Source organism: Isoptericola luteus (genome assembly GCF_020297055.1).
Classification (GTDB): domain Bacteria; phylum Actinomycetota; class Actinomycetes; order Actinomycetales; family Cellulomonadaceae; genus Isoptericola; species Isoptericola luteus.
Window position 1 is genome coordinate 187,724 of record NZ_JAIXCQ010000004.1, and the last position, 22,768, is coordinate 210,491.

General features: G+C 74.6%; 22 protein-coding genes. All 22 read right to left on the minus strand.

Annotation, left to right across the window (positions count from 1 at the left end):
• Window positions 1-134 precede the first annotated feature (134 nt).
• The 22 genes from rplS to LEP48_RS07850 all read right to left on the minus strand — a co-directional run bounded on the left by rplS (window position 135) and on the right by LEP48_RS07850 (window position 22,600).
• Window positions 135-494 (minus strand): 50S ribosomal protein L19, encoded by a 360-nt coding sequence (rplS, locus tag LEP48_RS07745; RefSeq protein ID WP_225565014.1) that lies wholly within the window; start codon window positions 492-494, stop codon window positions 135-137.
• A 173-nt stretch (window positions 495-667) separates the two neighbouring features.
• Window positions 668-1,558, minus strand: a complete 891-nt coding sequence (trmD, locus tag LEP48_RS07750; RefSeq protein ID WP_225565015.1) for a tRNA (guanosine(37)-N1)-methyltransferase TrmD — start codon at window positions 1,556-1,558, stop codon at window positions 668-670.
• A 1-nt stretch (window position 1,559) separates the two neighbouring features.
• On the minus strand, window positions 1,560-2,129 hold the full coding sequence (gene rimM, locus LEP48_RS07755; RefSeq protein ID WP_225565016.1) for a ribosome maturation factor RimM: 570 nt from the start codon (window positions 2,127-2,129) through the stop codon (window positions 1,560-1,562).
• A gap of 126 nt (window positions 2,130-2,255) precedes the next feature.
• Window positions 2,256-2,495 carry an RNA-binding protein gene (locus tag LEP48_RS07760; protein WP_225565017.1) on the minus strand — a complete coding sequence of 80 codons (240 nt, stop codon included), beginning with the start codon at window positions 2,493-2,495 and terminating at the stop codon, window positions 2,256-2,258.
• Window positions 2,495-2,911, minus strand: a complete 417-nt coding sequence (rpsP, locus tag LEP48_RS07765) for a 30S ribosomal protein S16 (RefSeq protein ID WP_225565018.1) — start codon at window positions 2,909-2,911, stop codon at window positions 2,495-2,497. The genes LEP48_RS07760 and rpsP overlap by 1 nt, the downstream gene beginning before the upstream one ends.
• A 195-nt stretch (window positions 2,912-3,106) precedes the next feature.
• On the minus strand, window positions 3,107-4,219 hold the full coding sequence (locus tag LEP48_RS07770; protein WP_225565019.1) for an amidohydrolase family protein: 1,113 nt from the start codon (window positions 4,217-4,219) through the stop codon (window positions 3,107-3,109).
• A gap of 5 nt (window positions 4,220-4,224) precedes the next feature.
• Window positions 4,225-5,859: a signal recognition particle protein gene (ffh, locus tag LEP48_RS07775; RefSeq protein WP_225565020.1), complete on the minus strand. Its 1,635-nt coding sequence runs from the start codon at window positions 5,857-5,859 to the stop codon at window positions 4,225-4,227.
• A gap of 44 nt (window positions 5,860-5,903) precedes the next feature.
• The gene (locus LEP48_RS07780; RefSeq protein ID WP_308009991.1) at window positions 5,904-7,682 is read right to left on the minus strand and encodes a [protein-PII] uridylyltransferase family protein; all 1,779 of its coding nucleotides are present in this window, start codon (window positions 7,680-7,682) and stop codon (window positions 5,904-5,906) included.
• A gap of 37 nt (window positions 7,683-7,719) precedes the next feature.
• Window positions 7,720-8,058: a P-II family nitrogen regulator gene (locus tag LEP48_RS07785; protein WP_225565022.1), complete on the minus strand. Its 339-nt coding sequence runs from the start codon at window positions 8,056-8,058 to the stop codon at window positions 7,720-7,722.
• Window positions 8,055-9,329: an ammonium transporter gene (locus LEP48_RS07790; protein ID WP_225565023.1), complete on the minus strand. Its 1,275-nt coding sequence runs from the start codon at window positions 9,327-9,329 to the stop codon at window positions 8,055-8,057. Before LEP48_RS07790 ends, LEP48_RS07785 begins: the two co-directional genes overlap by 4 nt.
• A 141-nt stretch (window positions 9,330-9,470) precedes the next feature.
• A complete protein-coding gene (gene ftsY, locus LEP48_RS07795; RefSeq protein WP_225565024.1) occupies window positions 9,471-10,670 on the minus strand; it encodes a signal recognition particle-docking protein FtsY in 1,200 nt (399 codons plus the stop codon).
• A 45-nt stretch (window positions 10,671-10,715) separates the two neighbouring features.
• Window positions 10,716-11,048: a hypothetical protein gene (locus LEP48_RS07800; protein WP_225565025.1), complete on the minus strand. Its 333-nt coding sequence runs from the start codon at window positions 11,046-11,048 to the stop codon at window positions 10,716-10,718.
• 10 nt (window positions 11,049-11,058) lie between these two features.
• Window positions 11,059-14,673 (minus strand): chromosome segregation protein SMC, encoded by a 3,615-nt coding sequence (smc, locus tag LEP48_RS07805; protein ID WP_225565026.1) that lies wholly within the window; start codon window positions 14,671-14,673, stop codon window positions 11,059-11,061.
• Window positions 14,674-14,826: 153 nt separating this feature from the next.
• Window positions 14,827-15,279, minus strand: a complete 453-nt coding sequence (gene ndk / locus LEP48_RS07810; RefSeq protein WP_225565027.1) for a nucleoside-diphosphate kinase — start codon at window positions 15,277-15,279, stop codon at window positions 14,827-14,829.
• A gap of 105 nt (window positions 15,280-15,384) precedes the next feature.
• Window positions 15,385-15,828 carry a DUF4233 domain-containing protein gene (locus tag LEP48_RS07815; RefSeq protein ID WP_225565028.1) on the minus strand — a complete coding sequence of 148 codons (444 nt, stop codon included), beginning with the start codon at window positions 15,826-15,828 and terminating at the stop codon, window positions 15,385-15,387.
• On the minus strand, window positions 15,825-17,528 hold the full coding sequence (locus LEP48_RS07820; protein ID WP_225565029.1) for an MDR family MFS transporter: 1,704 nt from the start codon (window positions 17,526-17,528) through the stop codon (window positions 15,825-15,827). The genes LEP48_RS07815 and LEP48_RS07820 overlap by 4 nt, the downstream gene beginning before the upstream one ends.
• A 105-nt stretch (window positions 17,529-17,633) precedes the next feature.
• Window positions 17,634-18,245 (minus strand): TetR/AcrR family transcriptional regulator, encoded by a 612-nt coding sequence (locus LEP48_RS07825; protein ID WP_225565030.1) that lies wholly within the window; start codon window positions 18,243-18,245, stop codon window positions 17,634-17,636.
• Between the two features lie 68 nt (window positions 18,246-18,313).
• Complete coding sequence (locus tag LEP48_RS07830) at window positions 18,314-19,114, minus strand: HPr family phosphocarrier protein (protein ID WP_225565031.1); 801 nt, start codon at window positions 19,112-19,114, stop codon at window positions 18,314-18,316.
• Window positions 19,111-19,770 (minus strand): dihydroxyacetone kinase subunit DhaL, encoded by a 660-nt coding sequence (dhaL, locus tag LEP48_RS07835; protein WP_225565032.1) that lies wholly within the window; start codon window positions 19,768-19,770, stop codon window positions 19,111-19,113. Before dhaL ends, LEP48_RS07830 begins: the two co-directional genes overlap by 4 nt.
• A gap of 42 nt (window positions 19,771-19,812) precedes the next feature.
• On the minus strand, window positions 19,813-20,808 hold the full coding sequence (dhaK, locus tag LEP48_RS07840) for a dihydroxyacetone kinase subunit DhaK (RefSeq protein ID WP_225565033.1): 996 nt from the start codon (window positions 20,806-20,808) through the stop codon (window positions 19,813-19,815).
• A gap of 127 nt (window positions 20,809-20,935) precedes the next feature.
• Window positions 20,936-22,372, minus strand: a complete 1,437-nt coding sequence (locus LEP48_RS07845) for a bifunctional folylpolyglutamate synthase/dihydrofolate synthase (RefSeq protein WP_225565034.1) — start codon at window positions 22,370-22,372, stop codon at window positions 20,936-20,938.
• Window positions 22,373-22,402: 30 nt separating this feature from the next.
• On the minus strand, window positions 22,403-22,600 hold the full coding sequence (locus LEP48_RS07850) for a hypothetical protein (protein ID WP_225565035.1): 198 nt from the start codon (window positions 22,598-22,600) through the stop codon (window positions 22,403-22,405).
• Between the last annotated feature and the right edge of the window lie 168 nt (window positions 22,601-22,768).

Consider the following 22,768-nt stretch of genomic DNA (forward strand, 5'->3'; position numbering starts at 1 on the left):
ACTCTGTCACCCGCCCACGCCCACCGCGAAACCCGCCGAGGGCCGCAGGACGACGACGAGGGCGGCCCCTGCCGGAGCAGGGACCGCCCTCGTGCGGACCGGGCGTCGGCGGCGGACCGCCGGCGCCCTGCGGGTCACTTGCCCGTGGGGGTCTCGCGACGCTCGCGGATCTTCGCCTTCTTGCCGCGCAGGTTGCGCAGGTAGTACAGCTTGGCGCGGCGAACCACGCCACGCGACACGAGCTCGATCGAGTCGATCGTGGGGGCGTGCAGGGGGAACGTGCGCTCCACCCCGACACCGAAGCTCACCTTGCGGACGGTGAAGGTCTCGCGGACGCCGCCACCCTGGCGGGCGATCACGATGCCCTGGAACGCCTGGACGCGCGAGCGGTTGCCCTCGACGACCTTGACGTTGACCTTGACGGTGTCACCGGCGCGGAAGTCCGGGGCGTCGTTGCGCAGCGATGCTGCGTCGACGGAGTCGAGAGTGTGCATGGTTGTCTCCCCGCCCTGCCACAGGTCAGGAGCAAGCTCGTGGCCCGCGCGCGGCGCGGGTCCGGTTCGTGTCGGTCGTGGCGGTGGGCCGGCTCGTTCGCCCGGGCATGATGTCGGGAGCTCCCCTGTGGCAGAGGCCCGCAGTGGCGCCCGGACGGCGACACACCGAGGGTCTATTCTGCCACAGCCTGCGCGCCCGGCGTGCCCGTGTGACGCAACCGTCCGTCGGCCACCGCCCAGCCGAGTTCCGCGAGCACCGTGAGGTCGGCCCGGTCGAGGTCCGCGACGTCGAGCGACGCGACCATGTCGGGACGGCGGGCGGCCGTGCGCACCAGCGCCTGGTCGCGCCGCCAGCGCTCGATCCTCGCGTGGTGCCCGGACAGCAGCACCTCGGGGACGTCGTGGCCCTCCCACGACGGCGGCTTGGTGTAGACCGGGTACTCGAGCAGCCCCGCGGCGCCGTGGGACTCCTCCACCAGCGAGTGCGGGTTGCCGACCACGCCCGGCAGCAGCCGCCCGAACGCCTCGATCATCACCAGGGCGGCGACCTCGCCGCCGTTGAGCACGTAGTCGCCGATGGACAGCTCGCTCACCCGGTGCCCCGCGGCGCGCGCACGCTCGGCGACGCGCGCGTCGATGCCCTCGTAGCGGCCGCACGCCACCACGACGTGCTCCTCGCGAGCCAGGGCCTCCGCGTGCCGCTGGGTGAAGACCTCCCCGGACGGGGTCGGCACCACGAGGTGCGCGGCGCCGGCCCGGACGCCCGCCGCACCGTCCGCCGCACCGTCCGCCGCACCGTCCGTCCCGCCCGCCGGGTCGCCCGCCGGGTCACCCGGTGTGCCGAGCACGTCGTCGAGCGCACGCCCCCACACGTCGGGCTTCATGACCATGCCCGCGCCGCCGCCGAACGGCGTGTCGTCCACCGTCCGGTGCCGGTCCGTGGCCCAGTCGCGCAGGTCGTGCACGCGCAGGTCGAGGATGCCCGTGCGGCGGGCCTTGCCGACCAGCGAGAGGTCGAGGGCGGCGAGGTAGTCGGGGAAGATCGTCAGGACGTCGACGCGCACGTCACTCCCCACCCGCCTCGGCGGGCCGGTCGTCCGCCCGGTCCACGACGGCGGAGTCCGCGTCGCGCGCCAGCAGCCCGCCCGGCGGCGTCAGCACGACACGGCCGCCGGCGACGTCCACGACCGGGACGATCGCTCGCACGAAGGGCACGAGCGTGCGCACCGCGCCGGACGCGAGCGGCTCGCGGACCACGAGCGCGTCGTGCGCGGGCAGGTGGTCCAGGCCGACGACCTCGCCGACGACCGTCCCGTCCTCCAGCTCGGCACGCAGGCCGGCGAGCTCGTGGGGGTACCAGGCGTCCTCCTCGTCCGAGACGTCGACGTCCGTGACGAGCTCGGTCCCCCGCAGCGCCTCGGCCGCCGAGCGGTCGGAGGCCTCGGCGAAGGTCACGAGCCAGCGGCCCTGGTGCACGCGCGTGCCCGTGATCGTCAAGGGCCCGGCCGACGGTGGCTCGGTGCGCAGCACGGCCCCCGTCACCAGTCGCTCCTCGGGCACGTCGGTGCGCAGGTCGAGCCCGACCTCGCCCCGGAGTCCGTGCGCGCGCCCGATCCGTGCCACCACCAGCTGCATGTCGCCTCCTGTCCAGAACCCGCCGGGTCGATCCCGCCGGGACACGACGAGGCCCGGTCCCACTGTCGCGCTGGACGGTGGGACCGGGCCTCGTCGACGGTCTTGCGGCGGGGTGCCCGGCGACCGTCAGCGCCGGTCGACGTCGACGACGTCGACCCGCACCGGGCCGTCGGTGGCCAGCGCACCGACGACGGTGCGCAGGGCCTTGGCCGTCCGACCACCCCGGCCGATCACGCGGCCCAGGTCGTCGGGGTGCACCCGCACCTCGAGCAGGTCACCCCGGCGCTGCGACCGCGCGGACACCTGGACGTCGTCCGGGTTGTCCACGATGCCGCGCACCAGGTGCTCGAGGGCCTCGGCGAGCATCAGGCCTCGGCCTCAGCCTCGGCGGGTGCCGCCGGCTCCTCGGCCTTCTTCTCGGCAGCCTTCGCCTTGACCTTCTCGGCCTCGGCGGAGACGGCCTCGACCGCGGCGGCGGCGTCCGCCACCGTGGCCTTGGTCCGCAGGGTGCCCTCGGCACCGGGGAGACCCTTGAACTTCTGCCAGTCACCGGTGACCTTGAGGAGCGCGGCGACCTGCTCGGTCGGCTGCGCGCCGACGCCGAGCCAGTACTGCGCCCGGTCGGACTGGATCTCGATGAGCGACGGCTCCTCGGTCGGGTGGTACTTCCCGATCTCCTCGATGACACGACCGTCGCGCTTGGAGCGCGAGTCGGCCACGACGACGCGGTAGTACGGGGCCCGGATCTTGCCGAGACGCTTCAGACGAATCTTGACGGCCACTTGGGTGGTGTCTCCTGGTTCTGGTGGGATGACCTCGCACGCTGCCGGGTGGGGTCCTGGCGGTGGTCGGGTCGGGACACGGCTCGCACAGGTGAGAGGGGCCTGGGCATGCCGAGTACCTGCCCATTGTGCCAGACGGCGCGCGCCCGCTCCAACCGGCCCTCGTGCCGGACGCGTCGTCGCGACGGCCGGGCGTCAGCCGCGCACGACCTGGCCGCGCAGCACGACGGCCGTGGGGTGCCGCAGCACCTCGATGTCCTCGCGCGGGTCCGCCGGGTAGACCACGAGGTCCGCGCTCGAGCCGTCGACGAGGGTGCCGTACCCGAGGTACTCCCGCGACCGCCAGCTCGCCATCGCCACGACCTCGGCGGCGGGGATCCCCGCGGCGACGAGCTCGGCGCACTCGTCCGCGACCCGGCCGTGTCCGATGGTCCCGCCGGCGTCGGTGCCCACGAGCAGGGACACCCCCGCGTCGTACAGCGCGCGCACCTGCTCGTAGCGGCGGGCGTACAGGCGCCGCATCCGCGCCGCGTAGACGGGGTACCTGCCGTCCGCGCGCTGCGCGATCGCCTCGAACTGCGCCACCTGCAGCAGCGTCGGTGTCACCGCGATCCGGCGCTCGGCGACCTCGTCCATGCGCGCGACGGGGATGCCGGTGCCGTGCTCGATGCCGTCGACACCGGCCGCCAGCAGGTCGTCGGTGACCTCCTCGGAGAACGCGTGGACGGTGACGCGCGCCGCCTCGGCGTGCGCGGCCTCGACCGCGTCGGCGAGCACCTGGCGCGACCACAGGGGCCGCAGGTCGCCGTCCGGCCCCAGGTCGCGGTCGATCCAGTCGCCCACGAGCTTGACCCACCCGTCCCCGGCGCGGGCCTGGGCGCGGACCGCCTCGGGCAGCCGGGCGGGGTCGTCGAGCTCGAGCCCGTAGTGGCGCAGGTAGCGCTTGGGGCGGGCCAGATGGCGGCCGGCGCGCACGAGCCGCGGCAGGTCGGTCCGTTCCTGCACCCACCGGGTGTCCGACGGCGAGCCCGCGTCGCGCACGAGGAGCACCCCGGCGTCCCGGTCCCGCCGCGCCTGCTCCTCGGCCGCCTGCGCGTCCACGGCTCCGCCGGCGTCCAGGCCCACGTGGCAGTGCACGTCGACGAGCCCGGGCAGCACCCAGCCCTCGAGCTCGCGCGTGGCGCTGCCCTGCGGCGACGGCCGGGTCAGGCTGACGCGGCCCTGGCGCACCCACAGCTCGCCGACCTCGCGGTCGTCGCCCAGCAGGACGTGACCCGTGACGTGCAACGGGACGTGCGGCACCGACATGCGCGTCAGCGCCCGCCGAGCAGCTTGTCGAACCCGGCGGGGAGCTCGAGGTTCGCCAGGTCCTGCTCGGTGGGCTGTGCGCCCTTCGCGCCACCCATGCCGAACGCCGATCCCGGGGCCGACGAGGGCGCGACACCGCCGCCGAGCGCCTTGGCCATCGCCTCACGCTCCTGCTGCGCCCGCTTGGCCGGGTTCCCGGACTTGCCCTTCTTCGCCTTGGCGGGCGCCTGCTTGCCGCGCGACTTCTTGCCGCCCCCCGGCATCCCCGGCATGCCGGGCATCCCCGGCATCCCGCCGGGCATCCCCGGGAGGCCGCCGCCCTTGCCCATCTGGCGCATCATCTTCTGCGCCTGGGTGAAGCGGTCCAGCAGCCCGTTGACGGCGGACGTCGTCTGCCCCGAGCCGCGGGCGATGCGCGCGCGGCGGGAGCCGTTGATGATCTTGGGGTTGTCGCGCTCGGCGGGCGTCATCGACTGGATGATCGCCTGGACGCGGTCGACCTCGCGCTCGTCGAAGTTCTCGAGCTGGTCGCGCATCTGCGCCATGCCCGGCAGCATGCCGAGCATCTTCTTCATGGAACCGAGCTTCTTCATCTGCTGCATCTGCACCAGGAAGTCGGACAGCGTGAAGTCCTCGCCGCTGGCGACCTTGGCCGCCATCTTCTCGGCCTCGCCGGCGTCGAAGGCGCGCTCGGCCTGCTCGATGAGGGTGAGCACGTCGCCCATGTCGAGGATGCGCGAGGCCATGCGGTCCGGGTGGAACACCTCGAAGTCGGTGAGCTTCTCACCGGTCGAGGCGAACATGATCGGCCGGCCGGTGACCGTCGCGACCGACAGCGCGGCACCACCGCGCGCGTCGCCGTCCAGCTTCGACAGGACCACGCCGGTGAAGTCGACGCCCGCGAGGAACGCCTGCGCGGTCGCGACCGCGTCCTGACCGATCATCGCGTCGATGACGAACAGGACCTCGTCCGGCGTCACCGCGTCGCGGATGTCCGCGGCCTGCTGCATGAGCACCTGGTCCACGCCGAGCCGGCCCGCGGTGTCGACGATGACGACGTCGTGCTGCTTGGCGCGTGCCTCGGCCACGCCCTGGCGGGCGACGCCGACCGGGTCGCCGATGACGGCGTCGGTCTCCATGCCCTGGTTGCCCGGGTGCGGCGCGAACACGGGGACGCCCGCCCGCTCGGCGACGACGGACAGCTGCGTGACGGCGTTCGGGCGCTGCAGGTCCGCCGCGACGAGCAGCGGCGTGTGCCCCTGCTCCTTGAGCGCGAGGCCGAGCTTGCCCGCGAGCGTCGTCTTGCCGGCGCCCTGCAGGCCGGCGAGCATGATGACGGTGGGCGGCGTCTTGGCGAGCTGCAGCGCCCGCGTCTCGCCGCCGAGGATCCCGACGAGCTCGTCGTTGACGATCTTGACGACCTGCTGCGCCGGGTTGAGCGCGCCCGAGACCTCCGCCGACAGCGCGCGCTCGCGCACCGACGCCGTGAACTGGCGGACGACGGGGACGGCGACGTCGGCGTCGAGCAGGGCGCGGCGGATCTCCCGCACGGTCGCGTCGATGTCCGCCTCGGACAGCCGACCACGGCCGCGCAGGTTCTTGAACGTCGAGGTGAGCCGGTCCGACAGGGAGTTGAACACCAGGCAGGTCCTATCCGAGATCTCGTGGGATGCGGTTCCCTAGCCTACCGGCCCTGCTCCGGGGCACCCGCCTGCGCGGCGAGCGCCGCCCGGGCCCGCCCCGTGAGGTCGTCCACGAGGCTCGCGCGCCACGCCGTCCACCCCGCGGGGCCGAGCGACGCGGCGTCGGCCTCCGTGACGACCCGCAGCCCCTCGAGCAGGTCGGCGCGGTGCTCCACCGCGGCGAGCAGCTCCGCCAGCGTGGCCGGGTCCTCGAGGTCGCGCGACGTCGCCAGCGTCGCCAGCGTGAGGTGGTGGCGCACCAGCGTGGCGACGTCCCGCGCCAGGCCGGCGCCGAACCCGAGCCGCTCCACCAGCGGCCCCGCGACGCGCGCCCCCTCCACCGAGTGGTCGCTGCTGCGCGCCCCGCGGCGCTTGCCGACGTCGTGCAGGAGCGCCGCGAGCAGCACGAGCTCCGTCGGCGCGGCCGGTGCCCCGGTCGTCGCGGCGACCGTCCGCCGGACGCGCGCGGCCCGCGCCACCGTCTCCACGAGGTGCCGGTCGACGGTGTGCCGGTGGACCGCGGCCCGCTGCGGACGGTTGCGCACCGCCGCCCACTCCGGCATCCAGGTGGTCACGACGCCGGCGAGGTCGAGCGCCTCCCACACGCCGACCTGGGCGGGCCCCGCACCGAGCAGCGTCAGCAGCGCCGTCCTCGCGGTGGCGGGCCACGGGTCCGGCGGGGGCGGGCACTGCGCCAGGGAGTGCACGGTCACGGGCGACAGCGCGAGGCCGGTGCGGGCCGCCGTCGCGGCCGCGCGCAGGGCGAGCAGGGGGTCGGCGGCCGGCTCCACCCCGACGGCGAGCACGAGCTCGCCGTCGTGCTCCACCAGGCCGTCGCCCACCGCGCGCAGGCGGGGCGCGGACCGCCGGCCGCGCACCACGACCGTGCGTCGGGGTGCCGGCCGCTGCAGCGCCTGCCGTGCCCGGCGCACGGTCGAGTCCAGGGCGTAGGAGATCTCCCGTCCCGCCTCGGCGAGGCTCGCCAGCAGCTCGTCGGGGTCGTCGTGGCCGCAGCGCTGCGCGACCTCGTCGAGGTCGGCCAGGACCAGCCTCGTCGCCCGCCGCCGCGTGACGACGTGCACCGTGTCCCGCACGTCGAGCAGGTGCGTCAGCGCACGGTCCACCCGGCCGTGCGGCCGGTCCGTGAGCCACGTCGCCGCGAGCGCCGACAGCAGGACGGCGTCGCGGATGCCGCCCCGGGCCTCCTTGAGGTCGGGCTCGACGAGGTAGGCCAGCTCCCCCGCCCGCTCCGCGCGCTCCCTCGCGCTGTGCAGCAGCTCGGGGAGCCGGCGGCGCGACGCCGAGCGCCAGTCGGTGAGGATCGCCGACGCCGCACGGTGCACGACGACGGCGTCGCCGGCCACGGGCCGCACGTCCAGCCAGCCCACCGCCGCGGGCAGGTCCTTGGAGGCGAGCTGTCGCGTCTGGCTCAGGGAGCGCACGGCGTGGTCGAGGTCCATCCCCCCGTCCCACAGCGGGTACCAGAGGGCCTCGGCGACGCGGGCCAGCTCGGCGGGCTTGTGCGTGCGCCCGTCGTGCACGAGCACGAGGTCCAGGTCCGACAGCGGCCCGAGCTCCCCGCGGCCGAGGCTGCCGACGGCCGCCAGCGCGATCCCCGCGGGATCGACGTCGGCGGTCGCGGCGGCGTAGAGGGCGCCGAGGCGCTCCACGGCGAGCTGCTGCAGGGCCGCGCGCCGCGCCACCCCGGACCGGCCCGGGCCCGTCAGCGCGGTGGCGGCCCGGAGCAGGTCGACCCGGAGGTCGTCGACGGGGCCCCGCACCCCGGGCGGGGTGCGGGGCCCGTGCTGGTCCGGCAACTCAGAGCGCCGCGTCGCCGTGCTCGCCGGTGCGGACCCGCACCACGTCGTCGAGCGACGTGGTCCACACTTTGCCGTCGCCGATGCGCCCGGTCTGGGCGGCCTTGACGACGACGTCGACGACCGTCGGGGCGTCGCCGTCGGCCACGAGCACCTCGACCCGGACCTTCGGCACCAGGTCGACCGTGTACTCGGCGCCGCGGTAGACCTCCGTGTGGCCCTTCTGTCGGCCGTAGCCGCTGGCCTCGCTGACCGTCATGCCGCGGATGCCCGCTGCCTCCAGGGCCGACTTCACGTCGTCCAGGCGATGGGGCTGGATGACTCCGGTGACGAGCTTCATGCGCGGATCTCCTTAGCGATGGAACCCTGCTGGATGGTCTCGTACGCCGTCTCGCTGTGGACGGCGAGGTCGATGCCCGCGACCTCGGCCTCCTCGGAGACCCGCCAGCCCATGACCGCCTTGAGGGCGATCGCGATGAGGTAGGTGACGACGCCGGAGAAGACGACCGCGACGACGGCGATGATCGCCTGGACGGCGAGCTGCGAGACTCCGCCACCGTAGAACAGGCCGGTCTCGGTGGCGAGGAAGCCGATGGCGACCGTGCCCCAGAGGCCGGAGACGAGGTGGACGCCGACGACGTCGAGCGAGTCGTCGTAGCCGAACCGGTACTTCAGGCCGACGGCGAAGGCGGAGAGCACGCCCGCGACGGCACCCACGGCGATGGACCCGACCGGGCTGACCGAGCCCGCGGCCGGCGTGATCGCCACGAGGCCCGCGACGACACCGGAGGCGGCGCCGAGCGACGTCGCGGAGCCGTCGCGCAGCTTCTCCACGAGCAGCCAGCCGAGCACGGCGGCGGCGGTGGCGACGGTGGTGTTGACCCACGCCAGACCCGCGAAGCCGTCCGCGGTGAAGGCCGAGCCACCGTTGAAGCCGAACCAGCCGAACCAGAGCAGGGCCGCGCCGAGCATGACCAGCGGCAGGTTGTGCGGCCGCATCGGCTCGGCGCCGAAGCCCTTACGCCGGCCCACCACGAGGGCGAGGACGAGTGCCGCCACACCGGCGTTGATGTGCACCACGGTGCCGCCGGCGAAGTCGATCGGTGTCGCGATCGACGCGAAGGGGCCGTCGCCGGACAGCAGGCCGCCGCCCCAGACCATGTGCGCCATCGGGAAGTAGCACAGCGTCACCCACACGGCCACGAAGACCATCCAGGTGCCGAACTTCGCGCGGTCCGCGATGGCGCCGGAGATCAGCGCGACGGTGATGATCGCGAACGTCGCCTGGAAACCGACGCCCACGATGCCCGGGACGCCGAAGTCGTCGATGAGGAACTCACCGGCGTCGTCGTAGATCGCGCCGTCGAGCGCGAACTGGTCGAGCGGGTTGCCGACGATCCCGCCGACGTCCGCGCCGTAGGACATCGACCAGCCCCACAGCACGTAGATCACGCCGACGACGGCCATCGCGCCGAACGACATCATCATCATGTTCAGGACGGACTTGCCGCGCACCATCCCGCCGTAGAAGAGCGCGAGTCCAGGGGTCATCAGGAGCACGAGGGATGCCGACATCAGCATCCACGCGGTCGCTCCGGTGTCCAGCTCCATGAGTTGTTCCTCCCTCACCAGCCGGGCGGCCGGGTCGGGACAACCGTCGTGGAGCGGGATTTCCCCTGGACTCTTCTCGTGTGACGCCCGCGTGACAAGAGCCCCGCGGGCGTAAACATCACGTTTCGCGCTGCGGCGCCGTCAGCCGAGCAGGCCGTCGACGAACTGCTCCGCGTCGAACGGCGCCAGGTCGTCCGGGCCCTCGCCGAGCCCGACCAGCTTGACGGGCACGCCGAGCTCGCGCTGCACCGCGACGACGATGCCGCCCTTGGCGGTGCCGTCGAGCTTGGTCAGGACGATGCCGGTGACGCCCGCGACCTCACCGAAGACGCGGGCCTGGTTGAGCCCGTTCTGGCCCGTCGTGGCGTCGAGCACGAGCAGCACCTCCGCGAGCGGCGCCTCGCGCGTGATCACGCGGGTGATCTTGCCGAGCTCGTCCATGAGGCCCGCCTTGTTCTGCAGGCGGCCGGCGGTGTCGACGAGCACGACGTCGGTGCCGTCGGCGCGGCCCTTCTTCACCGCGTCGAACGCCACGGCCGCGGGGTCGGCGCCGTCGCGGTCGGAGCGGACGGTCTGCACCCCGACGCGCGAGCCCCACGTCTGCAGCTGGTCGGCGGCGGCGGCGCGGAACGTGTCGGCCGCGCCGAGCACCACGGTGCGGTCCTGCGCCACGAGCACGCGCGCGAGCTTGCCGACCGTCGTCGTCTTGCCCGTGCCGTTGACACCGACCACGAGCACCACGGCGGGAAGCCGGGCGCCGTCCTCGCCGACGGGCCCGGTGGTGGTCACCGCGCGGTCCAGCGACGGGTCCACGATGGCGAGCAGCTCCTCGCGCAGCAGCGCGCGCACCGAGGCGGCGTCCCGCACGCCGAGCACGCGCACGCGGGTGCGCAGCGCGTCGAGCAGCTCGCCGGCCGGGCCCGCGCCGATGTCGGCCAGCAGGAGCGTCTCCTCCAGCTCGTCCCAGTCGTCCTCTGTGAGGTGGTCCCGCGACAGGACGCTCAGCAGGCGGGCGCCGAGCGGCGAGCCGGACCGCGCGAGCCGGTCCCGCAGACGCACCATGCGCCCGGCGGCGGGCTCGGGGGTCTCGAGGGCCGGCGCCTCCGGCTCGACGACGTCCGGCACGGCCATGCCGGGCGTGCTCGGTGGCACGGTGCCCGGTGCGGCCGTCCCGGGTGCGACGACGGCGTCGGGGACCGACGGCGGCGCCGTGCCGGTCGGAGCGGACTCGTCCCTCGTGGTGGTCCCGCGGCGGCGGGACCGCGGGACGAGGAGGGCCGCGCCGCCGCCCACGAGGACGACGACGCCGAGCAGGATCCAGAGCCAGAGCAGATCGTTCACGGCCCCAGTCTTCCAGAGCGGGTCACGGGAACGGGCCCCTGTGCGTCACTCCGGCTTGCGGACCGTCCCCACGTGCAGGGTGGTCCGCGCCTGGGCGCGCGCACGCTGCAGCACGTCGGAGAGCTCCTCGGCGTCGACGTAGCCGGGCGCCGACTCGATCGTGGCGGCGAAGAAGTCGTCCATGTCGGTGTCCACCGGAGCCGTGCCCTCGGCGACCCGGTCGCGGCGGCGCAGGCCGGAGGCGAAGTCCCGGACGAACCGCCGCAGCCCGGGCGCGTCGTCGCCCGCCGCGTCCCGGCGCTCCATCACGTTCGCGACGAGGAAGACGGCGGCCGCCAGGACGAGCGAGGCGAGGACCCAGACGACGAACGTGATCATGACCCTATTCTCACAATGCTTCGGCGCGTTCGCGCAGACGCTGGGAGATGACGGTCGTCACACCGTCGCCGCGCATGGTGACGCCGTACAGCGCGTCCGCGACCTCCATCGTCCGCTTCTGGTGGGTGATGACGATGAGCTGGGAGTCTTCCTGCAGCTCGCGGAAGATCTCGAGCAGCCGCCCCAGGTTCACGTCGTCCAGCGCGGCCTCGACCTCGTCCATGACGTAGAACGGGCTGGGCCGCGCCTTGAAGATCGAGACGAGGAACGCGACGGCGGTCAGCGACCGCTCCCCGCCGGACAGCAGGGACAGCCGCTTGACCTTCTTGCCCGCCGGGCGGGCCTCGACCTCGATGCCGGTGGTGAGCAGGTCGCCCGGCGCGGTGAGCACCAGCCTTCCCTCCCCGCCGGGGAACAGGCGGGCGAAGACCCGCTCGAACTGGGCCGCGGTGTCGCGGAACGCCTCGGCGAAGACCTGCTGCACCCGTTCGTCGATCTCCTCGACGATGTGCAGCAGGTCCTGGCGCGACTTCTTGAGGTCGGCGAGCTGCTCCGTGAGGAACTGGTGGCGCTCCTCGAGCGCGGCGAACTCCTCCAGGGCGAGCGGGTTCACGGCGCCGATGCGGGCCAGCGCGCGCTCCGCCGTCTGCAGCCGCTTGGCCTGCTCGGCGCGCACGTACGGGATCGGCTCCGGGTCGGGGTCGTCCTCGCCGGCGTCGTCCGAGCGCCGCACGGGCACCGGCCGGTGAGGGCCGAACTCCTCGACGAGCGCCTCGGGGTCCGTGCCGAGCTCGTCCACCGCCCGTGCCTGGAGCTGCTCCAGCCGGGCCGTCTGCTGCGCGCGCGCCACCTCGTCGCGGTGCGCGACGTCGGTGAGGTCGCGCAGCTCGCCGGCCAGCCGCTCGGCGGTGGCGCGCACCTCCTCGAGCTCCACCTGGCGGGCGGCCCGCTCGGCGTCGGCCGCGGTGCGCTCGGCCTGCGCCCGTGCGACCGAGCGGGCCAGGGCCTCCAGGGCGACCGCCGCGTCGGCCCGCACCGACGCGGCGCGCTCCGCCTCGTCGGCCCGGCGGCGGGCCCGCTCGGCGGCCCTGCGCCGCGCGGCGCGCTCCTGCTCCGCCGCCCGGGCCAGGCCCTGGGCGCGGCCCGCGGTGGCCCGCGCCCTCTCCTCCCGGGTGCGCAGCTCCAGGCGCGCCTCCGTCTCGCGGGCCCTCGTGGCGGCGGCCGCTGCCTGCGCCGCGTCGCGCTCCTGCTGGGCCCGCTCCACGTCCTGGTCGGACTGCGCCGGCGAGGCCTGCGCGGCCTCCAGGCGTCGCGCCAGCTCGGCGAGCTCCGCCTGGTCGGCCGCCCGGCGCTCGGTCGCCTGGGCCAGCGTGGTCCGGTGCCGCTCCGCCTCCGCGGCGGCCGCGCGGTGCGCGGAACCGAGCGTGCCGAGCCGCTCGGCGACGGCGGCCAGCGCGGCGTCGGACTCGTGCAGCCGGGCCAGCGAGCCGTCATGGGCGGACTGCGCGGCGGCCAGCCGCTCGCGCGCCCCGGCGAGCTCGAACCGGTATCGCTCGCCGCGTCCGGTCGCATCCTCCAGGCCCCGGCGCGCCTCCTCCAGGGCAGACGTCAGGTGCAGCACGCTCGGCGTGGCCGCCGAGCCGCCCCACGCCCGTGCGGCGCCCAGCAGGTCCCCGGCGCGCGTCACGGCCACGGTCCGCGGGGCGCGGCGCACGACCGCGCGCGCCTCGGCCAGGTCCTCGACGACCACGACACCGGCGAGGAGCGTGCGCAGCGCGGACGCGGCCGGCCCCGCGACCGTGACGACGTCGGCAGCCCACCGCGCGCCGTCGGGCAGCGGGCCGGGACCCGCCTCGGCACCGTCCTGAGGACCGACGCCGGGCACCTCCTCGAGGGCGGGCTCGCTCTCGCCGGGGCCACCCCCGACGACGAGTCCCGCTCGGCCGGCGTCGTCGTCGCGCAGCCGGCGCAGCGCGTCGACGGCGGAGTCGAGGTCGGTGACGGCCACGGCGTCGGCCACCGGACCGAGCGCCGCGGCGACGGCGTCCTCGTACCCGGCCTCCACGCCGAGCAGCGAGGCCACCGAGCCCAGCACCCCGCGCTGGTCGCCGCCGAGCAGCGCACCGGCGCCGTCCTTGCGGTCGAGGCTCAGCTCGAGCGCCTCGACGCGCGCACTCCAGGTGGACCGGTCGCGCTCTGCCGTGCCCGCCAGCTCCCCGAGGCGGGCCAGCGCCGCCTCCGCGTCGGCGAGCTCCGCGACGGCGGCCTCGTGGCGCGCGTCGAGGTCCTCCTCGCCCTCCTCGGCGCCCACGACCTGCACCTCGAGCGCCCCGAACTCTCCCTGGGCCTGCTCGGCCCGGCGCTCGGCCTCGGCCACCGCGGCGCGCACCCGCTCGAGCTCGGCATCGGCCGCCTCGACCCGGCTGCGCTTCGCCGCGACCTGGCCGGACAGCCGGGCCAGCCCTTCGCGCCGGTCCGCGGCGCCGCGGTGCAGCGTGGCGAGCTCGCGCTCGGCGGCGTCCGCCACCCGCTCGGCCTCCGCCCGTGCGGCGACCACCTCCGCCAGGGCCGCGCGCGCCAGCTCCACCTCCCGGGCGAGCTCCGCCTCGGCCTCGCGCGCGCGGGCCACCTGGGCGTCGAGCTGCTCCGGGTCCTGGCCACGCTGCTCCGGCTCCGCCGTGCCGAGCAGTCGCACCCGCTCGTCGGCGAGCCGGGCCAGCCCCTGCAGCCGCTCGCGCAGGGCGCCGAGCGCGTGGAAGGCGTCGGATGCGCGGGCCGACTCCGCCGTGGCGCCCGCCGCCGTGACCTCCAGCCGCGCCAGCCGCTCGCGGGCGCCGTCCAGGGTCTGCTCGGTGGTGCGCTGCCGGTCGCGCAGCGCCGCCTCGTCGGCACGCTCCTGCGCCATCTGGGCGGTGAGCTGGGCGAGGTCGTCCGCCAGGAGCCGCGCCTTGGCGTCGCGCACGTCCGCCTGCACGGTGCGCGCCCGGCGGGCCGCCTCCGCCTGCCTGCCGAGCGGGCCGAGCTGGCGACGGAGCTCGGCGGTGAGGTCGGCGAGGCGCGCGAGGTTGCCCTGCATCGCCTCGAGCTTGCGGAGCGCCTTCTCCTTGCGCTTGCGGTGCTTGAGGACTCCGGCGGCCTCCTCGATGAACCCGCGGCGGTCCTCCGGGGTCGCGCGCAGGACCTGGTCGAGCTGCCCCTGCCCGACGACGACGTGCATCTCCCGGCCGATCCCGGAGTCGCTGAGGAGCTCCTGGATGTCGAGGAGGCGGCAGCTGCTGCCGTTGATCGCGTACTCCGACCCGCCGCTGCGGAACAACGTCCGGGAGATCGTCACCTCGGTGTAGTCGATCGGGAGCGCGCCGTCGGTGTTGTCGATCGTCAGGGACACCTCGGCCCGGCCCAGCGGGGGCCGCCCCGACGTGCCCGCGAAGATGACGTCCTCCATCTTGCCGCCGCGCAGCGACTTGGCGCCCTGCTCCCCCATCACCCACGACAACGCGTCGACCACGTTCGACTTGCCCGAGCCGTTGGGGCCCACGACGCACGTGATGCCCGGCTCGAGGCTCAGCGTCGTCGCCGAGGCGAACGACTTGAAGCCGCGGAGCGTGAGCGTCTTGAGGTGCACGCCGCGAGCCTAGCCGCCGGACCCGGCGGATCCGCGGAACTCCGCCGTGCGACCCCCTGACCGACGCAACGTGCGTGCCGACGTGATCCTCACAGCGGCGGTATGAGGATCACGTCGGCACGCACGTTGCTCGGGCGGGGGAAGGCGAGACGGTCAGAGGTGGGGGAACCAGAGCCCGATCTCCCGGGCGGCAGACTCCGGGGAGTCCGAGCCGTGCACCAGGTTCTGCTGGACCTTGAGGCCCCAGTCGCGGCCGAGGTCGCCGCGGATCGTGCCCGGCGCGGCCTCGGTGGGGTCCGTCGCGCCCGCGAGGGAGCGGAAGCCGGGGATGACCCCCTGGCCCTCGGCGACGACGGCGAGCGTCGGGCCGGACAGCATGAACTCCACCAGCGGGGCGTAGAACGGCTTGCCCTCGTGCTCGGCGTAGTGCGCGGCGAGGAGCTCGGTGGTGGCCTGCTTGAGCTCGACGGCGACGAGCGAGTAGCCCTTCGCCTCGATGCGGCGCAGCACCTCGCCGGACAGTCCGCGACGGACACCGTCCGGCTTGACCAGGACGAGGGTGCGCTCGGGGGGCTCGGGCAGGGCGTTCGGTGCGACGTCGGTCATGACCCGAAGCCTAACGGCGCTCCCGCGGTGCCCCCGAACCGGCCCCCGACCGGCACCGACGTCTCCCCGGCCGGCACCACGTCGCGCAGGCCCGGGCCGGGAAGGTCAGACGTTCGGAGCCGTCTCGGGGTGCGCGGCGTCGTAGGCCGCGCGCTCGCGGTCGATCCGGCCGCCGAGCCGGATCGAGACCACCCACAGGACGACGAAGACCGCGCCGACCACGAACATCATCGGCAGGAGGAACCCCAACGCCAGGACCGGCACCTGCACGGCCGAACCCACGAGGTAGGCCACCGACGTGCCCATCATCCGGGAGAGGACGATCAGCACCACGAACAGCACGCCCACCACGACCCACAGGGCCGCCGGCGAGGCGAGCTGTACCGGGCCGAGCTCGTAGCCGCCGGAGTTCCGCAGCCCGTACAGGGCCAGGCCGGCGAACAGCACCACGAACGCCTCGAGCTGCAGCATCATCGCGGTGAACTGCACCTTGGCGGGCTTGCGGGGCTTGATCGTGTCCCCCGGGCGGGGGCGGTCGTCCTTGCTCACGACCCCACGATATCCGCGCGCTCGCGCTCGGCCGAACCCTCGGCGGGCTCGTCCGCCGGGCCCTCGACGGGGCCGTCGGCCGACGTGCCGGCGCCCGCGCCGTCGGTGTCGCCACCGCCCGCCTTCGCGGGGTCGGTGACGGCCTCGCCGCGCGCCACCATGCCGGCGACGTCGGAGAGCTTGATCACGGGCAGGAAGAGGGCGAGCACGAGACCCGCGGCGACGAGCGGCACCAGGTACCAGAACGACGGGGCGAGGGAGTCCGCGTACGCGTCGATGACGCCCGTCTTCAGCGGCTCGGGGAGCTGCTGGACGGCGGCCGGGGTCAGGCTCGCCTCGGCGGGTCCCGCGGCGCCACCCGGCACCCCGGCGAACACGGCACCCAGGTTGTCCGTGAGACGGGTGGTGAAGATCGTCGTGAACAGCGCCGAGCCCACGGCTGCGCCGATCTCGCGGAAGAAGTTGTTCGAGCTCGTCGCGGTGCCCAGCTCGTGCGGGTCCACGGCGTTCTGCACCGCCAGCACGATCGTCTGCATGACCAGCCCCATGCCGGCGCCCAGCGTGAAGATCATCGCGCCGAACAGCCACATGGACATGCCGCCCGACAGGGTCGTCAGCCAGACCATCGCGAGCGCCACCACGACCAGGCCCACCACCGGGTAGGCCTTGTACCGGCCGGTCGCGGAGATCGCGATGCCCGAGGCGATGGAGGTGAGCATCATGCCCGCCATCATGGGCAGCATCAGCCAGCCGGACTCGGTCACGCCGGCACCCGTGGACATCTGCAGGAACGTGGGGATCATCGCCATCGCGGAGAACATGCCCATGCCCAGCACCAGACCGATGAGGGTGGTGACGGTGAAGGTGCGGTTCTTGAACAGGCGCAGCGGGATCAGCGGCTCGGCGACGCGCGTCTCGGCCACGATGAACGCGGCGACGGCCAGGAGGGTCAGCACGGCGAGGCCGGACAGCCGCCCGTCGGACCAGTCGTAGCCGCTGGAGGACAGCGACTCCCAGCTGGTCAGCAGCACGATGCCCGTCGTCGCGACCGCCATCGTGACGATGCCCGCCCAGTCCACGGGCCGCGACGAGCGGTGGGACGGCAGCTTGAGGGCGAACCAGGCGATCGCGAACGCCGCGACGCCGATGGGGATGTTGATCCAGAAGGTCCAGCGCCAGCCCGGGCCCTCCGTCAGCCAGCCGCCCATGAGCGGGCCGAGCACGGCGGAGATGCCGAACAGCGCGCCCAGGGGGCCCATGTACTTGCCGCGCTCGGAGGCCGGGACGATGTCGGCGATGATCGACTGCGACAGGATCATCAGGCCACCGCCGCCGAGGCCCTGCACCGCGCGCCACAGGACGAGCTCGGGCATGGTCGAGGCGAAGCCGGCGCCGGCCGAGGCGAGGGTGAACAGCCCGATCGCCACCAGGAACGGCCAGCGGCGGCCGTAGAGGTCGCCGAACTTGCCGTACAGCGGCATGCCGATGGCGACGGCCAGGATGTAGGCCGTGATGAGCCAACCCTGGTGCTCGACGCCGTGCAGCTCGCCGACGATCGTGGGCATCGCGGTGCCGACGATCGTCTGGTCGAGCGAGGACAGGAACATCGACGCCATCAGGGCGCCGAAGATCAGCCAGATGGTGCGCTGCGTCAGGACGACGAGCGGCTTGTCCGACGTGACCGGTGATGCGTGGCTCATGGGGACCTCGGGTTCGTGGCGCGGGGCGCCGGGGGCAGGTGCCGGGGGCTGGGTGCTGGAGGCTAGTGCGGAGGGGCTGGTGCGGAGGGGCTGGTGCGGGCCGCGTCAGGCGGTGAGCACGGCGGCGAGCCGGGCCACGACGTGGGGCACACGGTCGCCGACGTCGCCGGTCCGCCCGGCGCGGCCCCAGTCGTCCATCGCGGCGCGCGCCAGGACGAAGACGACCAGGGCGCACGTCTCCGCGTCGGCGGGCAGGGGTGCCACCGCGTGCCGGCGCTCGAACAGGGCGACGACCTGCGTCTTGTGGCGCTCGAACCAGGCGAAGTGCCGGCTGAGCAGCCGCGGCTCGAGCTGCAGGATCTCGAGGACCTGCCCGGCGTGGTGCTGCCCCGGGCCGGCGAACGCCGCGAGCATGGCACGCACCAGCGCCTCGATGTCGACGGCGAGGCGGCCGTCGGGCCCACCCGCCGCGAACGCCTCACGCACGTCGGCGCTCAGCTCGAACGACCCCTGGCCGAGCACCGCGTCGTCCTTCGACTCGAAGTAGTTGAAGAACGTGCGCGGGGAGATCTCGGCCGCGGCCGCGATCTCCTCCACCGTCACGGCGTCGAGCCCGCGGTCGAGGACGAGCCGCTGGGCGGCGTCCACGATCGTGTCGGCACGCGCGCGCTTCTTGCGCTCGCGCAGGCCGATGTCGTCGGCAGCGGGAGGAGTCACGCGCTAATCATGCACGGCATGCAATTTTGCATCAAGTGCAATTCTTCGTGACCAGGGTCACACCGCGGTCAGGCCTCGCCGAACCCCGCCTCGATGAGCTCCGCGACGGCGTCGACGGCCGCTCCCGCACCACCACCGCGCGCGGCGATCTCCAGGGCGGTGCCTCCGGGCGAGTCGAGGGCCATGAGCGCCAGCACGCTGGTCGCATCCACGCCCTGCACGGTGATCGGGACCCCGAAGGAGGCCGCGGTGCGGGCGACCACGGCCGCGGGCCGCGCGTGCAGGCCCAGCAGGTTGCGCACCACGACCTGTCGTGTCACCACGGCCGGGTCCGCGCCGCCCACGGCGTCGGCGTCACCCACCGCGTCCACGCCGGCGGACGCTCCGGCCGGCGAGGCTGCGCCCGCGGACGGGGCGAAGGTGCTCGCGGCCGCCTCGGCCGCCCGCAGCACCGCGTCCAGCCCGCCCCCCTGCTGCGCCGCGACCGCCGCGGCGACCGCACCCTCCACGAACGGCGCGGACGCCAGCCGGACCCGGTCGCCCAGGCCGTCGTCGATCTCGAGCACGCTCTCCACCGTCAGCAGGGCGGAGCCGAGGTCGGCCAGCACGACGACCCCGTCGTCGCCGGCGCCCTGCCCGCCACCGTCGTCCCGGCCACCACCGTCGTTCCGCCCACCACCGTCGTTCCGGCCACCGTCGAGCAGCACCGCCAGACCGGCCCGCACGAGCTCGAGCGAGGTGCCCAGGCCACCGTCGGAATCGCCTCCCGCGGTGCGGAGCGCCACGTCCGGTGCCATCTCCCGCGCCACCTCGGCCGCGCCCTCGGCGAGCCGGGCGGAGTGCGAGACGAGCAGGATCCCCACGCTCACGGCGCCGTCGTCCCGGTCACGTCCTGCGCCGTGTCGGCGGCCGCGCGCAGGATGATCGCCGACGACCGCGAGCCCGGGTCCATGTGCCCCGCGCTGCGCTCCCCGAGGTAGGACGCGCGGCCCTTCGTGGCGACGAGCGGCACGGTCGCCTCGGCGCCGGCCTCCGCGGCCTCGGCGGCGGCGCGCAGGACCCCGGCCGGGTCCTGCCCCGCGTCCGACGCCGCCGTCGCGGCCTCGACGGCGGGCGCGAGCGCGTCGACCATCGTCTTCTCCCCCACCTCGGCCTTGCCGCGGGACGTCACGCCCTCCAGCGCGGCCTCCAGGAGCACGACGACGCCCGACCCGTCGACCTCACGCCGCGCCGACCGCTTCGCGGCCCGCAGGAACGCCGTCCCGTACAGCGGCCCGGAGGCCCCGCCGACCTTCGACATGAGGGTGGTCGCGACGACCATGAGGACGTCGCCGACCTCCGTCCGCTCGGCACCGCCCGACTCGTCGAGCTTCGCGACCACGGCCTGGAAGCCGCGGTGCAGGTTCTCGCCGTGATCGCCGTCCCCGATCTGCCGGTCGAGCTCGGTGAGCTCGCCCTTCGCCTCGGCGATCCTCTCGGCGGTACGCCGGACCCAGCGCTCCGCCCATGCCACGTCGAGCCCCATGACCGCGTGTCTCCCTCCGTCGTGGACCCCGTCAGAGGTCCGTCACCAGTGCAGCGCCGCGGTGTGGACCGGGGCGTCCCACAGAGTCTCCAGCTCGTCGTCCAGCCGCAGCACCGTCACGGACGCGCCCTGCATCTCCAGCGACGTCACGTAGTTGCCCACGAGCGACCGGGAGACGGTGACGGCGCGCTCCTCGAGCAGCTCGCGCGCCCGACCATAGACGACGTACAGCTCCGACAGCGGGGTGCCACCCATCCCGTTGACGAGGAGCAGCACCCGCTCCCCCGGCTCCAGCGCGAGGTCGTCCGCCACGGGGTCGACCAGCCGCCGGGTGATGTCCGACGCCGGGCCCATGGGGATGCGGTGCCGGCCAGGCTCTCCGTGGATCCCGATGCCGATCTCGATCTCGTCCTCGCCGAGGTCGAAGCTCGGTCGCCCGACGTGCGGCACGGTGCAGGCGGTCAGCGCGACGCCCATCGACCGGACCCCGCGCACGACCCGCTCGGCGACCGCCGCCACGTCGTCGAGGCTGTCGCCGCGTGCCGCCGCGGCGCCGGCGATCTTCTCCACCGCCACCGTGCCGGCGACCCCGCGCCGTCCCGCCGTGTACAACGAGTCCTCGACCGCGACGTCGTCGTTGACCAGGACGCTCGCGACTTGCAGGCCCTCGGCCTGTGCCAGCTCCACGGCGGTCTCGAAGTTGAGCACGTCACCCGTGTAGTTCTTGACGATCGTCAGCACGCCCGCGCCGGAGTCGGACGCCTGGATCGCCGGCAGGATCTGGTCGGGCGTGGGCGAGGTGAACACGGCGCCGGGGACAGCCGCGTCGAGCATGCCGTCGCCCACGAAGCCGGCGTGGAGCGGCTCGTGCCCGGCACCGCCGCCGCTGACCACGCCGACCTTGCCGGGAACCGGCCCGGACGCCCGCGTCACGTGGACGGGGTCGAGGTGCACGGTGACGAGGTCCGCGTGCGCGAGCCCGAACCCGCCCAACGAGTCGACGACCGCCTCCGCGGGGTCGTCGAGCAGCTTCTTCATGTCGGTGTCCTCCCTCGTCCGAAGGCCCCGCCGGTGGCCTCGGTGTCGCCGTGGGGTTCCCGCAGGTCTGAGCTCCATCCAACACCCGCGCCCCCGGTTCCGCAGCGCCTGCCGGGTGAGGCCGCCGTCAGCGCCGCCCCAGCAGGAGGCGGGCGTCCGCGACGGTGATGACCGACCCGGTCACGACCACGCCGCGACCGGCCCCCACCCCCACCTGGTCGTCCCGCTCGGAGAGGTCGGTCGCGATCTGCAGCGCCTCGTCGAGGCGCGCCGCGGTGTGGACCCGGTCCTCGCCGAAGATGTCCCGGGCCACCTCGGCCAGGTCCTCGGGGTCGGCCGACCGGTCCGACGAGCTCCGGGTCAGCACGACGTGCGCGAACGCGGGCTCCAGCGTCGCCAGCAGCCCCTCGACGTCCTTGTCCGCCATGACGCCGACGACGCCGACGACGGTGCGCAGGTCGAACGACTCCTCCAGCGCGTCGACCAGCGACTGCGCCCCGTGCGGGTTGTGGGCGGCGTCCACGAGCACCGTCGGGCTGGAGCGGAGCAGCTCGAGACGGCCGGGGACGGCCACGTCGGCGAACGCGGCCTCGACCACGCCGCCGTCGAGCGCGCGACCCCCGAGCAGCTGTTCCACGGCGGCCAGCGCCAGCAGGGCGTTGTGCGCCTGGTGCTCCCCGTGCAGCGGCACGAAGATCTCCGTGTACAGGCCGGCGGGGGTGCGCAGGCTCACGAGCTGGCCGCCCACGGCGACGGCACGTCCCGCGACGTCCAGGTCGACCTCCTCCCGGAGGACCCGGGCCGAGACCGCGGCGGCACGCTCGCGGACGATCTCGTCGACGACGGGGTTCTGCACGGCGCTGACGACGGTCGCGCCGTCCTTGATGATCCCCGCCTTGGTGGTGGCGATGTCGGCGAGCGAGGAGCCGAGCCAGCGCTCGTGGTCGATCGCGACGGGCGTGAGGACGGCCACCTCGCCGTCGACGACGTTCGTCGAGTCCCACTGCCCTCCCATGCCGACCTCGATCACGGCGACGTCGACGGGAGCGTCGGCGAACGCCGCGATCGCCATGACGGTCAGCACCTCGAAGAAGCTCAGCCGCGGGCCGCCCGCCTCCTGCGACTCGCGGTCGACGACCCCGACGTAGGGCGCGACGTCCTCGAACACCTCGACGAACCGTGCGTCGCTCAGGGGCTCGCCGTCCACGCAGATGCGCTCGGTGACGCTCGTCAGGTGCGGCGACGTGAACAGGCCGGTGCGCAGCCCGTGCTCGCGCACCAGCCGTTCCGTCATGCGCGCCGTCGAGGACTTGCCGTTGGTGCCGGTCAGGTGGATCGCCCGGAACGCGTGCTGGGGGTCGCCGAGCAGCTCGAGCACCCGCCGCACCCGGTCGAGAGTGGGGTCGATGTCGTGCTCGGGCGCGCGGGAGATGATCTCGGCGTAGACCTCGCGCAGCGACTCGGCGGCGGCGGCGTCCTCGGCCGCCTGCCGGGCGGCCCTGCGCTCGTCGGCGCGGGCCTTGCGGGCGGCGGAGGGGGACGTCTGGTGCGGGTCGGGGCTCACGCTCCGAGGATAGGCGGTTCGCGCCGGGCCTCAGCGTGGCTCGAGCACGACGACGGGCGTCTCACGGCCCCGGTGGGCGGCGAACTGTGCGCCGGCCCGGGGGCGCCGCAGGACGAGGCGGCCGCGCGAGAGCCGGTACATGCCGCGCTGGACGGTCCAGGCGGCCCGCACGAACCAGCGGGGCGGCACCCAGGGGCGGGAGTCGGAGGGGGCGGGCGGCGCGTTCATGCGGGCTCCTCGCGGGGGCGGCGCCGACGCGCCGGGGAGCACCAGGCTAGCCAGGACCGCGCCCGCCCGCCGCTACCGCCGTCCGGCGCTACGGTCGCCCACGGCAACGACCGTGGACGACCCTGTCAGGGACGACGGTGCCTCGGCTGCCGGGGCACCGCCCCCCGA